The sequence below is a fragment of the Catonella sp. genome (assembly GCF_057250765.1).
Window position 1 is genome coordinate 121,400 of record NZ_DBHIEC010000006.1, and the last position, 15,123, is coordinate 136,522.

The 15,123-nt window shown below is 39.5% G+C and carries 15 protein-coding genes; all 15 read right to left on the reverse strand.

Annotation, left to right across the window (positions count from 1 at the left end):
• Positions 1-18: 18 nt before the first annotated feature.
• The 15 genes from ACO6HM_RS04830 to ACO6HM_RS04900 all read right to left on the reverse strand — a co-directional run bounded on the left by ACO6HM_RS04830 (position 19) and on the right by ACO6HM_RS04900 (position 14,964).
• Positions 19-1,407 carry a CdaR family protein gene (locus ACO6HM_RS04830; RefSeq protein WP_485390019.1) on the reverse strand — a complete coding sequence of 463 codons (1,389 nt, stop codon included), beginning with the start codon at positions 1,405-1,407 and terminating at the stop codon, positions 19-21.
• 2 nt (positions 1,408-1,409) lie between these two features.
• Positions 1,410-2,303: a diadenylate cyclase CdaA gene (cdaA, locus tag ACO6HM_RS04835; protein WP_485390020.1), complete on the reverse strand. Its 894-nt coding sequence runs from the start codon at positions 2,301-2,303 to the stop codon at positions 1,410-1,412.
• A 7-nt stretch (positions 2,304-2,310) separates the two neighbouring features.
• A complete protein-coding gene (locus ACO6HM_RS04840) occupies positions 2,311-3,255 on the reverse strand; it encodes a hypothetical protein (protein ID WP_485390021.1) in 945 nt (314 codons plus the stop codon).
• Positions 3,252-3,665 (reverse strand): hypothetical protein, encoded by a 414-nt coding sequence (locus tag ACO6HM_RS04845; protein WP_485390022.1) that lies wholly within the window; start codon positions 3,663-3,665, stop codon positions 3,252-3,254. Before ACO6HM_RS04845 ends, ACO6HM_RS04840 begins: the two co-directional genes overlap by 4 nt.
• A gap of 15 nt (positions 3,666-3,680) precedes the next feature.
• Positions 3,681-4,424: an ABC transporter ATP-binding protein gene (locus ACO6HM_RS04850; RefSeq protein WP_485390023.1), complete on the reverse strand. Its 744-nt coding sequence runs from the start codon at positions 4,422-4,424 to the stop codon at positions 3,681-3,683.
• A gap of 90 nt (positions 4,425-4,514) precedes the next feature.
• Complete coding sequence (gene sdaAA, locus ACO6HM_RS04855; RefSeq protein WP_485390024.1) at positions 4,515-5,378, reverse strand: L-serine ammonia-lyase, iron-sulfur-dependent, subunit alpha; 864 nt, start codon at positions 5,376-5,378, stop codon at positions 4,515-4,517.
• Positions 5,371-6,021: an L-serine ammonia-lyase, iron-sulfur-dependent subunit beta gene (sdaAB, locus tag ACO6HM_RS04860; protein ID WP_485390025.1), complete on the reverse strand. Its 651-nt coding sequence runs from the start codon at positions 6,019-6,021 to the stop codon at positions 5,371-5,373. The genes sdaAA and sdaAB overlap by 8 nt, the downstream gene beginning before the upstream one ends.
• A gap of 1 nt (position 6,022) precedes the next feature.
• Positions 6,023-6,634, reverse strand: a complete 612-nt coding sequence (locus ACO6HM_RS04865; RefSeq protein WP_485390026.1) for an NUDIX hydrolase — start codon at positions 6,632-6,634, stop codon at positions 6,023-6,025.
• A gap of 105 nt (positions 6,635-6,739) precedes the next feature.
• Positions 6,740-7,489 (reverse strand): phosphotransferase family protein, encoded by a 750-nt coding sequence (locus ACO6HM_RS04870; protein ID WP_208428604.1) that lies wholly within the window; start codon positions 7,487-7,489, stop codon positions 6,740-6,742.
• Positions 7,490-7,511: 22 nt separating this feature from the next.
• Positions 7,512-10,133 carry a bifunctional acetaldehyde-CoA/alcohol dehydrogenase gene (gene adhE, locus ACO6HM_RS04875; protein ID WP_485390027.1) on the reverse strand — a complete coding sequence of 874 codons (2,622 nt, stop codon included), beginning with the start codon at positions 10,131-10,133 and terminating at the stop codon, positions 7,512-7,514.
• 190 nt (positions 10,134-10,323) lie between these two features.
• Positions 10,324-11,076 carry an exodeoxyribonuclease III gene (locus ACO6HM_RS04880; protein WP_485390028.1) on the reverse strand — a complete coding sequence of 251 codons (753 nt, stop codon included), beginning with the start codon at positions 11,074-11,076 and terminating at the stop codon, positions 10,324-10,326.
• A 103-nt stretch (positions 11,077-11,179) separates the two neighbouring features.
• A complete protein-coding gene (gene rny / locus ACO6HM_RS04885; protein ID WP_485390034.1) occupies positions 11,180-12,727 on the reverse strand; it encodes a ribonuclease Y in 1,548 nt (515 codons plus the stop codon).
• A gap of 122 nt (positions 12,728-12,849) precedes the next feature.
• Positions 12,850-13,452 carry a regulatory protein RecX gene (locus ACO6HM_RS04890; protein ID WP_485390029.1) on the reverse strand — a complete coding sequence of 201 codons (603 nt, stop codon included), beginning with the start codon at positions 13,450-13,452 and terminating at the stop codon, positions 12,850-12,852.
• Positions 13,453-13,472: 20 nt separating this feature from the next.
• Positions 13,473-14,567, reverse strand: coding sequence for a recombinase RecA (gene recA, locus ACO6HM_RS04895; RefSeq protein WP_485390030.1), 1,095 nt, complete (start codon positions 14,565-14,567; stop codon positions 13,473-13,475).
• A gap of 142 nt (positions 14,568-14,709) precedes the next feature.
• On the reverse strand, positions 14,710-14,964 hold the full coding sequence (locus ACO6HM_RS04900) for a hypothetical protein (protein ID WP_485390031.1): 255 nt from the start codon (positions 14,962-14,964) through the stop codon (positions 14,710-14,712).
• Between the last annotated feature and the right edge of the window lie 159 nt (positions 14,965-15,123).

A 15,123-nucleotide genomic window follows, 5' to 3' on the forward strand; every position in this document is an offset into this window, starting at 1 on the left:
CTTTCCTCCATATACAACTTATTCATGGTTCTTTCCTTCTTCATTCGTTACAGAAGATGACTCTCCTTCTTTTGACCCCTTTGATTCTTTTGATTCTTTTGTCTCACTCTTTTTGTCATCTGATTCAATGGCGGCACCGCTGGCTTCATCATTTGCATCTTCCCCTGTATTTTCCGATGCTCCTCCGCCAATATCGGTTACCCTTATGGTAACAGCATTAGATGTCTCCACTTTTACACCGTCAATATCTCTAAACTTGAGTATATAAGAGTAATTACCTGCTTCCTTTGTATTGGATAAATCAATATACGGAGCTATGTCTGAAACTCCAATATCTTTTATTTTATCTGAAAGGCCACTCAAGGTAACGACTAACTTCTCTGTATTAACGAATTCATAATTAAATTTGTCTGATTTATTGTTAAGACTGATATCTGTTGGCAATACTTCAAGTTCTTTAGTTCCAAGCCTTACTATATTACACTTAGCATTGATGGTTACATCCTTGTCAACAAGGTATATGCCGCTTTCCAAAAAGTCAGAAAGACTAATAGATTCCTCTACATCCGTTATCTTTCCTTCAACATCAAGAGGCACCCTGATACTTGAAATCCTTGAGAGCAGATTCTTATCACCTGCGACCAATACAGACTTTGGCTCATAGTCAATATCCTGAACAGAATATCCCTTATATGGTTCTCCGCTCGCTTCCACAATCACACTAATCCTCTTAGTCTTATACACCTTTACAGCAACACTTACAGGATTATCGGAAAACGTTAGGCTTCCTGTAGTTATTTCGTTGCCGTCAGAATCATAGGCCTTAGGAACACCCTTAACATTAAACGAACTTCCAGCGCCATTTATGTCAGCAACCACCTTAACTGATGCAATTTTTTCTATAGAGTTCTTACCTCCGCTTACTGTTATGAGATTAGGCTTGGCGACGGCATCCCCTACAAAGTAGCCCTCCATCGCATTTCCTGACTTTTCAACCGTAACTGAAAACTGCTTGGTTACACGGTCTTCAAGCTTAACTTCAAGTAGCTTTGCACTGCCTATGATGGTTATCTCAACATTGTCTGACTTAGTACATACGACATCTATGTTGGCATGGTCTGTAGGTGAGAGCTTAGATACATCGGCAGTAGCCTTAAAATCAGATGCCTTAAGGTTCTTTATAAGGCTTGCGTTAGCTTTCACCTTTATGGTAATCGTGTCACCTTCAACGACTTCATATACCTTTCCCAAAGATGCTATGGAGTCCCCGTTAATAATGTCTACTCCTATGGTAAATGTCGTAGTTGCAGCGGGATCATATGTGTATACGACCAAAACCCATAGGATAATGGCTATGGCAATAGAGCCAAGCTTTAGTCCTATATTTTCTGTAAACAACTTCTTCATAATCACAATTCTCCATCCTGCTTATTGCGAAACAGATGTTTTTTAACCTTCTGCCATTTAAGCTTAGTTTCCTGTGCAAAAGCATCAAGCTTCTGAAGTTTTACAAGCTCAGACTTGAGCCTTCCACCATCAACATTTCTTAATATTCTACCATCTTGAGCTATAGAAACCTTTCCGGTCTCTTCAGAGACTATGATAGTTAAGCTATCTGTCACCTCACTTACTCCAACAGCGGCCCTATGTCTTGTGCCAAGCTCTTTGCTAAGAGAAAGATTAGGAGATAGTGGCAGGTAACAAGTAGCAGATACAATCCTATCCCCCCTCATGATAACTGCTCCATCATGAAGAGGTGTGTTATGCTCAAATATATTGATAAGCAACTGGCTGCTTACCACTGCATCTATAGGTATTCCGCTCTTTTCATACTCGGTAAGGCTCAAATCCTTTTCTATAACTATTAGAGCACCGGTTTTATTTCTTGCAAGTTCAAATGAAGCCTTCACTAACTCTTCTATCGTCTTATCAGAAAATCTGTCATTTTCATCGGAGCCTGTCAGACTTATAAACTTTGGAAATATGTTTCTTTTGCCCAGCTCTTCAAGTGCTCTTCTTAGTTCCGGCTGAAATAGTATTACAAATGCAATAATACCAACACTGATAGTATTCCGTATAATCCAGAGTATTACATCAAACTGCATGATAGCGGAAAACACAGAAAAGGCAAGTAATACCAGGAGTCCCTTAAACAAGGTCCAGGCTCTGGTATACTTTATCCATTTGATTATATTGTAAATCAAAAAAGCTAAAATAAGTATTTCTAGTACATCTGTAAACTTAAATGCCGGTAAGGTAAGCCACGTAAAATAATCGCTTATCGTTTCTACAATCGTTTCCATTTAACACTCATTCCTTATCTGTTTCGTTACCGTTTATCTTAAGAATATTCAAATTAGGTGATGTGACCGATAGCTTAGGCACTGCAGTAACATAATAAAAATAATCATCGTCGTCAAACTGTAAATGCTCGACAGAGGTGTAGTCAAGAAGATACTTAAAGAACTGCACAACAAACGCAAATACGCCCGAAAGCATGGTCCCTAAGAATACCCAAAGGACATCTGTTTTAACATCAAATATGAGGCCTCCTATTATCATTACCATAAGATTGACTATCATCCCTGCCAGTATTCCAAGTATATATGCATGTGATATAGCGAGCCTTCTGCATACATACGCTGCAAAGTATACGCAGATAGATGAAACTATGGTAAGTATCATAAGTTTATTCTCAATTAGAGATTTCATCACATATATGTAAATCTGAAGGTTATCCTCTATCTGGGTATTTCCGGCAGACATTTTTACAGCTTCTTTTATCACATTAAATAACGTAGAGATAAAGACTCCCGGGACCATTGCAAATATAGCTATAGGATTGCCCGTAAGCCCAACTGCCATAGGTGTAAGGGCTTCCATATGGAAAAATGAAAGTACCGGTACTGCAATAATAAGCCCACTGTATTCAGGTGCAAAACGAACCAGCATAAAATAAAGGATAGCTATAATCAGCACAAATATAAGTGCAAGGAACATTGAGGCTGAGTATATGTGTATAGTCATTAAAAGACCGGCCAAAAACACTGTTACCGCCATTGGAAAAAATGCCGATATAGCTGAAAACATAACAACTACAGATATTCCCGAGAATTTTTCGTTGTAGCCTAGATTATAGTTAATTAATAAAAATGTAATAAAGGCGGCAACGAAGCGGAAAATAGGAACAATTGCTGCATTGTACTTCTTTACCACGCTTTTAATGCTGTCTCTAATTAGCAGAAGCTGTATCATTTACTCTCCTCCTCTGTCTCCTCTTCATCGTAAATCCTCTCCATCTGCGACAATAGTTTACGATACTTTACAAACTTTCTTCTGTTTTTACTGTATGTATAGGCAGAATATAGAAAAGTAAATACCAGATAAACCACCATAACCACCAGATATATCCCCAGCATCTTAACTCCAATGTCCTTATAATCAAGTGAAGTCGCATTCTTAATGAGATATTCAAGATTATACATTATTATTAGAGCCAGTATCAAAGCATAACCTACAGTTACACTTGCACCGGTTTTTAGCAAATCCCATCTGATATGGTCATATCTAAAAAGGCTGATATCTCTAAGTGCCATCTTCCCCTCGGAAGACTTTTCAAACATAGCAAGCTTAGACATAAGACCCACCTTATTTTTAACTATCATATATTACCTCATTTTTTATTTATCTTCGAGTCTTTGCTGATAAAGATCAGCTATCTCCTGTGCGCTTCCATAAGCCACAAGATGCCCCTTATCAAGGAGTATAGCCTTGTTGCAAAGATCTAATACCTGATCTATAGAATGCGATACAAAAAGTACCGTAACATTGTTTTCAATCATCGACTTGATTTTATTGGTACTCTTTTTTCTAAACTTGGCATCACCAACAGAGAGTACCTCATCAAGCACCAGAATATCAGGCTCTACAATAGTTGCTATTGCAAATCCAAGCCTTGATTTCATACCTGAGGAATAGTTCTTAACGGGTACATCAATGAATTCTCCAAGCTCTGAAAACTTAACAATCTCATTATACTTTTCAGTTAAAAAAGCCTTAGAATGTCCAAGCATAGCACCATAAAGAAATATATTCTCTGTGCCCGTATACTGTTTATTAAACCCGGCACCCAGCTCCAAAAGAGGTGCAATATTACCCGATATCTTAACCTTTCCCTCTGTCGGCTTAAGTACTCCTGAGATAACCTTAAGAAGAGTACTTTTCCCGGCACCATTTAGTCCTACAAGGCCAACCCTGTCACCCTTTTCAATCTTAAAAGAAATATTCTTGAGTGCCCAGAACTCCTTGTAGTTTAGCTGCCTTTTAAGCAGCTTAATCACATAATCCTTAAGATCATCCACCTTTTCGGAACTCATATTAAACTTCATTCCGACATTTTCTACTTCAATTGCGTATTTGCCCATTATCCATCCTTTTATCCAAAATTATTACTCTATAATCTGAAATATATAATCTAAAGGGTTATTTTACCACTATTTTGGTCAGGTAGCAAGCTACTTAACCAGCTCCCTTATTTTAATGCCTTCAGGTGTAATTGCAAGCCCTCCTCTGGCGGTTTCCTTGAATCTGGAGTTAAGGCTGTCACCAACGTCCTTCATTGCATCTATAATCTGATCAGGTGGAATCCTAACACTAATACCTGCAAGTGCTACATCAGCAGCAGAACAGGCATTCACGGCACCTATTACATTTCTTTTCACGCAGGGTACCTCTACAAGTCCTGCAACAGGATCACATACAAGACCAAGCAGGTTTTGAATGGCCATCCCTGAGGCTGTTATCATCTGCATAGGACTTCCACCCTTGAGGTACACGAGCGCTGCTGCTCCCATAGCTGCCGCAGTACCCATCTCAGCCTGACATCCTCCTTCTGCCCCTGATATAGAAGCCCTTCTTGCAACAACCTCTCCTACGCCTGCCGCCACAAATAGTGCCTTTACCATCTCATCGTCAGACACCTTATATTCATCATAAAAAGGTACCAACACAGCTGGAAGTACACCACAAGAGCCCGCTGTAGGCGCAGCCACTATCCTCTTCATACAGGCATTGGACTCTGAGGTCTCTATTGCTGCCTGTATAACCCTTCCCATATAGTCCCCGCAGATTGTGGTGTTACTCTCCCTATAGGCCTGCATCTTATATCCATCTCCGCCCACAAGCCCACTTCTTGACTTAAGGTTTGGATCATAGTTATGGGCTCCGTCTAATATCGCCTGCCACATTACCTGCATCTTTCCAATTTCTTCCTCTATGGTAATGTCTGCATCTGAGGCATCTTCCCTTATAATTAAGTCAGGAAAAGAAATTTTTTCCTTTTCACAGACAGATACAATTTCTTCTAAAGAATCATACATAGGTTACTCTAAGCACTCCTTTCAGGTTCTCAACTTCTTTAATCAGTTCAGGCGACATCTTCTGGTCCATTTCCACTATCATAACCGCAGTACCGCCTCTTTTGTTGCGGTAGAGCTGCATATTGGCTATATTAAATCCACTCCTTGACAAAGTTCCTGTAACTGCGGCCACATGACCGGGAGCGTCTATATTATTCACTATAAGGGTAGGAAGGGCTCCCGAGAAATTGACCTCTATTCCATCTATCTTATTTACCTTAATCCTGCCTCCTCCTATGGAAGCAGCCTGAACACAGACTTCCCTTCCCTTATCTCCTACAGCTGTAATTATAGCTGTATTAGGATGGGCATCCTTGACCTCATTATTCTTAAACTCAAAGTCAAGCCCCATCTCTTTTGCTATTTCAAAGCTATCAGGTATCCTCATATCATCCGGTTCAAAGCCTAAAAGCCCGGCAACCAACGCCTTATCAGTTCCATGTCCCTTGCCTGTTGCTGCAAATGAGCCTGAAAGTATGATTTCTGCCTTTACAGGCTTTTCACCTAGCAGCTTGGCTGTAATAAGCCCTATTCTACAAGCTCCTGCTGTATGTGAGCTTGATGGACCAACCATAATAGGTCCAAGTATTTCAAAAACGCTCAATTTAATCCTCCTTTAGGAATCCAAATGGCTCTTCATCCTTTATAAAGTGCATAAGCATGTACGCTGTCATTATTGCAATTTTCTCTTCCTTCAGTATTCTTCTAACCTCAGCCTTATCAGCTAAGATAATCTCAATTTCTTCGCTATCCTCCTGGTGTTCGTGGGAAGGTTCTCCATCACAATATCCAAATACTGTAGCACAGGATTCATCTGTCATCCCTATGGTTGTGAAAAACGGTCTGTTATAGCCATCAGGTACAGTAATAGGAGTAAATCTCATACCGGTTTCTTCGTATGTCTCCCTTCCTGCAGCCACAGAATAGTCTTCTCCCTCTTCGACCAGTCCTGCAGGAAATTCATAAATATAATCATTGATAGGATATCTATACTGTCTGATTAGCACAACTTTGTCCTTATCTTCTCCTGCAAGTGCATATATAATAACACCATCAGGATTGTTTTTTCCTGTTGTGATTTTTAAGCTGTCTATATCCTTTGCTCTTGAGGCAACAAAATACTTACCCTTTCTACCTGATTTATGAACATTATCAAGCTCATAAATATTTAAGAACCTGTTATCTGTCTGTTTTTTTATGTTAGTTATCTTTCCCATAATGGTTCTCCTTAAGTTTAATCAATACATCTCTATATTATAACATTTTTTCTTTAAACAGAAAAGAGGCAGTACCAAAAGGTACTGCCTGAAATACAATTTTATTTACATATAGTCAACTACATTTACCCAACGGCTAAGGAGTCCTACTTCCTCCTTATTTCCCTTTACTGACTGTGATGCAGCAACGATAGGGAGCCACTTCTGTACATACTGCTTAGCGGTGTCTGTTCTTTCGCAGAAGAGATTCAGGTACTTGTCAGCAAATTCCTCTTTTCCGTTAAGATAGAACAGCAAGTATGTTCTTGCTACATCGGCAGAAGCATTACCCTGTGTAGCATGTGCCCAGTCAATGATATAAACATCATCATTTGCGGTAACAATGATATTGCTTGGGTTAAAATCTCCGTGGCATAGCTTGTCATGACGCTTCATTGCATCAAGCCTTGAATGTAAATCATACCTTGTTGTAGCGTCAAAGCTTGAATCGGATATTTTCTTATAAAACTTATCATACTGCCTGTTAAGCATTGGAGCCTTTCTTGAGTGAACATCCGCCTGAATAGCAATAAATCTTTCAAGAAATTCATCCTGCTTCTCAGGGTGCTCATTCATAAGCTGCTCGAAGGTCTTGCCCTCGATATAATCAAGCACAATAGCTGTCTTTCCATCAATCTCAGTCACGCCATGTAATTTAGGTATATTTAATCCTGTCTCCATAACCCTTGCCTGATTGAGTGCCTCATTGAGGATATCAGCCATAGAGTACTGAGCATCAAACAACTTAATTACCTTATTACCATCTCTGTAAACTGTTTTTCCCGGACGCTTCACAAGAACATTCTCAAGTTTCATAATATAAACCTCCCCATTTACATTAAACTGCTTCGTTATTGTTGCCATAGTAAGCATTGAGATACATCTGCCTCATTTCACTAATAAGCGGATATCTTGGGTTGCAGCCTGTACACTGATCGTCAAATGCTTTCTCTGTCATATCATCAAGAGTAGCAAGGAAATCTTCTTCTTTGATACCATAATCCTTGATACTTCTCTTAATGCCGATTTTGTCCTGAAGTTCTCTGATTCCCGCAATAAGCTTTTCTACACTGTCAGCGTCGTTTTTACCCTTAAATCCCAGAGCCTCTGCAACCTCTGCATACTTTCTCTGTGTCTTAGGGTATTGATACTGTGGGAAGGTTCCCATCTTGGTAGGTACTTCAGATGCATTGAAGCGGATAACCTGCTCCATCATAAGTGCATTTGCAATACCATGTGGTATATGGTGGAAGGCACCAAGCTTGTGCGCCATTGAGTGCATTATGCCAAGGAATGCATTTGCAAAAGCCATACCTGCCATACAAGCAGCATGTCCCATCTTCTCTCTTGCCTCAGGATCATTTGGTCCGTTATCATAAGCCCTTGGAAGATATTCAAAAATCATCTGTAATGACTGTTTTGCTATACCGTCTGTAAAATCTGTAGCCATAACCGAAACAAGTGCCTCAAGGTTATGTGAAACAGCATCTATACCAGAAGATGAAGTAAGTCCCTTAGGAGCATTCATCATCATATCTGCATCTATTATAGCCATGTTTGGAAGTAGTGCATAGTCCGCAAGAGGATACTTGTTGCCGGTAACTTCATCAGTAATAACTGCAAAAGGTGTAACCTCTGAGCCAGTACCTGCTGAAGTAGGAACAGCTATAAAGTAAGCCTTTTCACCCATCTTAGGGAAGGTATATACCCTCTTTCTAATATCCATAAAACGCATAGCCATATCATAGAAGTCTACTTCAGGATGTTCATATAGAACCCACATAATCTTAGCAGCATCCATAGCAGAACCACCACCAATTGCAATGATACAATCAGGCTCAAAGCTTCTCATAAGTTCTGCACCTTTTTTAGCTGAATTCAGTGTAGGATCAGGAGCTACGTCTGAGAAAGTCTGATGTACTATGCCTAACTGGTCTAACTTATCTGAAACAGACTTGGTATAGCCATTCTGGAAAAGGAAAGTATCTGTTACTATAAATACCTTCTTTTTATTCATTACATCCCTTAATTCTTCAAGTGCTACAGGGAGACATCCCTTCTTGAAGTAAACCTTTTCAGGTGCTCTAAACCAAAGCATATTTTCTCTCCTCTCGGCTACATTCTTGATATTTAACAACTGCTTGATTCCTACATTTTCAGAAACTGAGTTGCCTCCCCAAGAACCACATCCAAGAGTAAGAGATGGAGTGAGCATGAAGTTATATATATCTCCGATACCTCCCTGTGAAGCAGGTGTATTGACTAAGATACGGCAGGTCTTCATGCGCTCACCAAACTCTGCTATCTTTTCTCTTTCGATAACTGAGTTAACATAGAGAGAAGAAGTATGTCCGTAACCACCATCTGCAATCAATCTTTCTGCTTTGCTTAGAGCATCTGCAAAATCTTTTGACTTATACATAGCAAGTACCGGTGAAAGCTTCTCATGTGCAAACTCTTCGCTAAGTTCAACACTTGTAACCTCTCCTATAAGAATCTTGGTTGCAGGGTCTACCTTAACTCCTGCAAGTTCAGCTATTGTAGCAGCTTTCTGACCAACTATCTTAGCATTCAGAGCGCCATTTATAATTATCGTCTTACGAACTTTTTCAATCTCATCCTTCTTAAGGAAGTAGCAGCCTCTTCTCTTAAATTCAGCCTTAACTGCATCATATATCTTTGCATCTACAATCACTGACTGCTCAGAAGCACAAATCATACCATTATCAAAGGTCTTCGAATGGATGATTGAGTTGACTGCCATAAGGATATCGGCTGACTCATCAATGATAGCAGGGGTATTACCGGCACCAACACCGAGCGCAGGCTTTCCTGATGAATAAGCACTCTTAACCATTGCAGGACCACCTGTAGCAAGGATACAGTCACATTCTTTCATAACCAGATTGGTCATCTCAAGACTAGGAACATCTATCCAGTCAATGATTCCTTCAGGCGCACCAGCTTTTACAGCAGCCTCAAGCACAACTCTTGCCGCTTCTGCAGTACATTTCTTAGCTCGTGGATGTGGGCTTATGATAATACCATTTCTGGTCTTAAGCGCTATAAGTGTCTTAAATATAGCAGTTGAAGTAGGATTAGTGGTAGGAATAACTGCAGCAAGTATACCAAGAGGCTCTGCAACTCTTGCAAATCCAAACTCTTTATCTTCATCAATAACACCACAGGTCTTAGAGTTCTTATATTTGTTATAAATATACTCTGCGGCATAGTTATTCTTGATAACCTTGTCTTCCACGATACCCATGCCTGTCTCTTCGACCGCCATTTTAGCAAGAGGAAGTCTCTGCTGATTGGCAGCAGTTGCGGCTGCAAAGAAAATCTTATCTACCTGCTCCTGTGAATAGGTAGAAAACTCTTCTTGTGCTGCACGAAGCTTCTTAAGAGCCTTCTCAAGCGATTCAACACTGTCAATGATGTCACGAGTCTTTTTTTCCATCGTAATTCTCCCTTCAATCTGCCGGTTTACCGGTGTGTATTTTTTAGGATAAAACAGCCTTGTTATTTTTTTAACTAGCTTGTTAAAATTTTATCATTCTTTCTTTGTTCTGTCAATCTCTTTTTTTTTAATATACCACGAAACTCTTACACTTTCCAGCATTAAAACAATAATTTGTATATTGAATACATTACTCAAAGTCCAGCTCTACAGGGCAGTGGTCACTTCCCAATACCTCAGAGTGAATCTTGGCATCTCTAAGTCTGTCTTTAAAATCATCAGAGGTGATAAAGTAGTCAATGCGCCAGCCTGTATTCTTTTCTCTTGCCTTAAATCTGTAGGACCACCAGGAATATACATTTTCAAGTTCAGGATAAAAATATCTGAAGGTATCGATGTAACCGGCATCTAATAGCTCCGACATCTTTCCTCTTTCTTCATCTGTAAAACCTGCATTTCTACGATTTGTTTTTGGATTCTTAAGGTCTATCTCCTTATGTGCTACATTCAAGTCTCCGCAAAGTATAACAGGTTTAGTTTTCTTTAGTCCGTTAAGGTAAGCTCTAAAGTCATCCTCCCATACCATTCTGTAGTCAAGTCTTTCAAGCTCCTGTTTTGCATTAGGTGTGTAACATACAACAAAAAAATGGTCTTCATATTCTGCTGTAATTACCCTTCCCTCGTGGTCGTGTTCGTCTATTCCCATATCGTATGTTACATTTATTGGTTTCACCTTAGTAAACAACGCAGTGCCTGAGTAACCCTTTTTCTCAGCATAGTTCCAGTACTGATAGTAACCAGGCAAATCAAGCTCTAGCTGACCTTCTGAAAGCTTAATCTCCTGAAGTCCGAAGGCGTCTGCATCTATTTCATTAAAAAAATCCATGAAACCCTTTGTAAGGCAGGCTCTTAGCCCATTAACATTCCAAGATATATACTTCATTTTATTTCCCTTCTTATACTGTTTTAATAATATGATGTGGATGTCAAAAGTATTTGATACTTCAATCAACAAAAAAAGTCCCTGAAAAAACAGGGACTAAATTTTATTTTGCATAATCAACAGCTCTGGACTCACGAATAATGCTCACTTTTATCTGGCCCGGATACTCTAGAGAAGCTTCTATCTTCTTAGATAAATTACGTGCCAAAAGCACCATCTCAGAATCAGCAACCTGATCAGGAAAAACAACGACTCTGACTTCCCTGCCGGCCTGAATAGCAAAAGATTTGTCAACACCTTCAAACTCATTAGCTATGTCTTCTAGCTCCTTGAGTCTGTTAGTATAGGTCTCTAAGGTTTCTCTTCTTGCACCAGGTCTTGCGGCAGAGATAGCATCTGCAGCCTGAACAAGACAAGAGATAAGTGTAGAAGGCTCTACATCTCCATGATGAGACTCAACTGCATTGATGACAGTAGGTGATTCCTTATACTTTTTGCAAAGCTCAACACCAATCTGTACGTGTGAACCTTCCTGCTCTCTATCTACAGACTTACCAATATCATGCAAAAGTCCGGCTCTCTTAGCAAGTTTAACATCACAACCACACTCTGCAGCTAGGATGCCAGACAGCTGAGCAACTTCAACTGAGTGTCTAAGTACATTCTGACCATAACTGGTTCTAAACTTCATTCTACCAAGAAGTTTAATAAGCTCTGGGTGAATTCCATGAATGCCACACTCAAGAGCAGCAGCTTCACCTTCTTCTCTTATCTGTACCTCAACCTCTTTTTGTGCCTTTTCGACCATTTCCTCAATTCTTGCAGGATGAATTCTTCCGTCTACGATGAGCTTTTCAAGCGCAATCCTTGCAACCTCTCTCCTAACCGGATCAAACCCTGAGAGAACAACCGCCTCTGGAGTATCATCGATTATAAGGTCAACTCCGGTAAGAGTTTCAAGAGTTCTGATGTTACGACCCTCTCTACCTATAATCCTACCTTTCATCTCATCATTAGGAAGCTGTACCACAGATATAGTAGCCTCAGCAATATGGTCAGCAGCACAGCGCTGGATAGCAGAAACAACAATCTCCTTCGCCTTTTTATCCGCGTCTTCTTTTGCTCTGTTTTCGAGTTCTTTGACCATAACCGCCATTTCGTGCTTAACATCATCTTCGACAGTTTTAAGGATATAATCTTTTGCCTGATCGGAGGTCATTCCTGATATTCTTTCAAGCTCAGCAAGCTGCTTTGAATGAAGCTCCTCCACATCCTTTTTCCCTTTTTCAAGTTCCGCCTCACGTTCATTTAGCTTAATTTCACGTTTCTCAAGTGCTTCACTTTTTCTGTCTGTAGCTTCTTCCTTTGTTAATACCCTTTTTTCGTACTTCTGTAATTCTGTTCTTCTCTCCCTACTTTCCCTCTCAAACTCATTTTTAGCTTTCAGAGATTCCTCTTTGGCTTCGAGCAAGGCTTCACGTTTCTTAGTTTCAGCTTCTAAATTAGCTTTCTCAATAATTTCCCTGGCTCTTTCCTCTGCAGTTCCAACCTTAGATTCATAGTTCTTAATACGGTTAGAAATCGCAATTTTCCAAACAGTAGGAGCAGTAACCGCAGCAGTAACGAATACAGCAATAGCTGTAACAACAATCGGTTCCACCGGAGCACCTCCTTATTTAATTTTCATTGTACAATAAATCTATGCTAAATTATCATTCCATAATTCAACTGATACATACAACAGTTAAATTTTATACTGTTTGATAAAAAAAGTCAAGTACGAGAGAGGTAATCACATAGTACTGAAGCAATCAATTCCGTATTAAACCCCTTCCTGTAAAGGTAAGCATATATTTTTCTCTTTTTTTCTTCATCTACCTCCTTAGGATTTTTAATTTTCTTCCTAAGTAAGTTGAATAAAGCTTCTTCATCACTCCTGTCATCAACCATCAAATTTTCTATTATAGTTCCTTCTATACCTTTTGCTGCAAGCTCCATTTTCAACTGGCGTTTACTTTTAGACTTACCTCTGTAATTAATATAGTTCTCAGCATACCTTTCATCATTGACATAATTAAACTTTTTAACATAATTTAGTGCATCATCAATAACATCAGGAGGAAAATCTTTAAGAGACAGTTTTCTTTTTAAATCTGCTTCAGAACAGTCTGCACGGCTAAGAATGTCTAACGCCTTCTTTCTGGCCCTTGGTATAATGGTTTCCTTTATAAGTGCTTCATACCTTTCATCAGGAAATTCGTTTTCTTCTTTTATGCAATACCTTCTTATATCGCTCTGATAAACGTAAAATACCAACGTATCAGCTGTTACACGGAATTTGTACTTGTTTACCTTTTCAACATTTTCAATGAACATATCAATTGCTTTCCGAAGAACTACTCTTCATCATATACTTCCTGTTCTTCCGCTTCTTCTATATCTGGCTCTCCACTTTTTGACTCAATAGCTTTATTTGCATGTAACTCTCTAACTTTTTTCTCTATTTCTTCAAATACCGAAGGGTTACTATCGAGATATATCTTAACATTCTCCCTACCCTGCCCAATCTTCTCACCATTATATGAGAACCATGCACCTGATTTTACTACTATATTATTATCCACTGCAATATCAAGTACGTCTCCTGTCCTGCTAATTCCTTGACCAAACATTATATCAAACTGAGCTTCCTTAAAAGGAGGTGCTATTTTATTTTTAACTACCTTAATTTTGGTTCTGTTACCAATGACTTCTCCACCTTGCTTTATAACATCTGCCTTTCTAACATCCATCCTTATGGATGCATAGAACTTAAGGGCTCTACCGCCTGTTGTAGTTTCAGGGCTGCCAAACATAACTCCAATCTTCTCACGAAGCTGGTTGATAAATACCACTATACAATTAGTCTTACTAATAACAGATGTCAGCTTTCTAAGTGCCTGGCTCATAAGACGAGCCTGTAAGCCAACGTGTGAATCTCCCATGTCACCGTCGATTTCTGCCTTTGGGACAAGAGCAGCTACTGAATCTACTATAACTATATCAACAGCACCACTCCTAACCATGGTTTCAGTGATTTCAAGAGCCTGCTCACCGCTATCCGGCTGAGAAATGTAGAGCTCATCTATATTAACTCCGATAGCCTTAGCATATACAGGATCAAGGGCATGTTCAGCATCTATAAATCCGGCTATACCTCCTGCCTTTTGCACTTCTGCAACCATATGGAGAGCAACTGTGGTTTTACCACTTGACTCAGGTCCGTATACCTCAATAATTCTACCTTTAGGGATACCACCAAGCCCAAGAGCAAGATCAAGGCTTAAGCAACCGGTAGGAACTACTTCTACATTCATCTTGTCCATTCCCGAACCGAGCTTCATAATAGATCCCTTACCAAAGTCCTTCTCAATTTGTGCAATTGCAGCCTCTAGTGCCTTCTTTTTATCACTGTCAATATTTACAATCTTTTCCTTAGTATCTTTTGCCATATTAACCTCACATATATTATATTTAATCCTATTCAAACAAATGTTCGTATAGTTATTATAAAACATCTGTTCGATATTGTCAACAGCTTTTAATTATTTTATCGTTATTCTTTGAATTTATACCTTAGCACGTAAAACATGACTACTGTATACCATACTCCTTATACAGCCCATGTCTTATCTCTTCATTCTCTACTACGTCTTTGATTCTGTCATTTTTACCTTCGGACATCAAAAGGCTGATAAGTTTGGCAAGGCAGCTTTCACCTTCTGTTTTACCTTCTGCCCTTCCTTCTGCTCTTCCTTCTGCTCTTCCTCTAGCTTCTCCTCTTGCTTCTCCCTCTGCTCTTCCTCTCGCTTCTGCCCTCTCAAACATCGGTTCAAAAAATTTCTCCATGTTCTTTCCTCCTTCTTCACTTTCTATAGGGATAGGCAGCTCCTCACCTGTTAGCCTTTGGATGAGTTCTCAACTCCCATTGAATGAAGGCAATACTCTAGCTAATACCATACTCCTTATACAGCCCATGTCTTATCTCTTCATTCTCTACTACGTCTT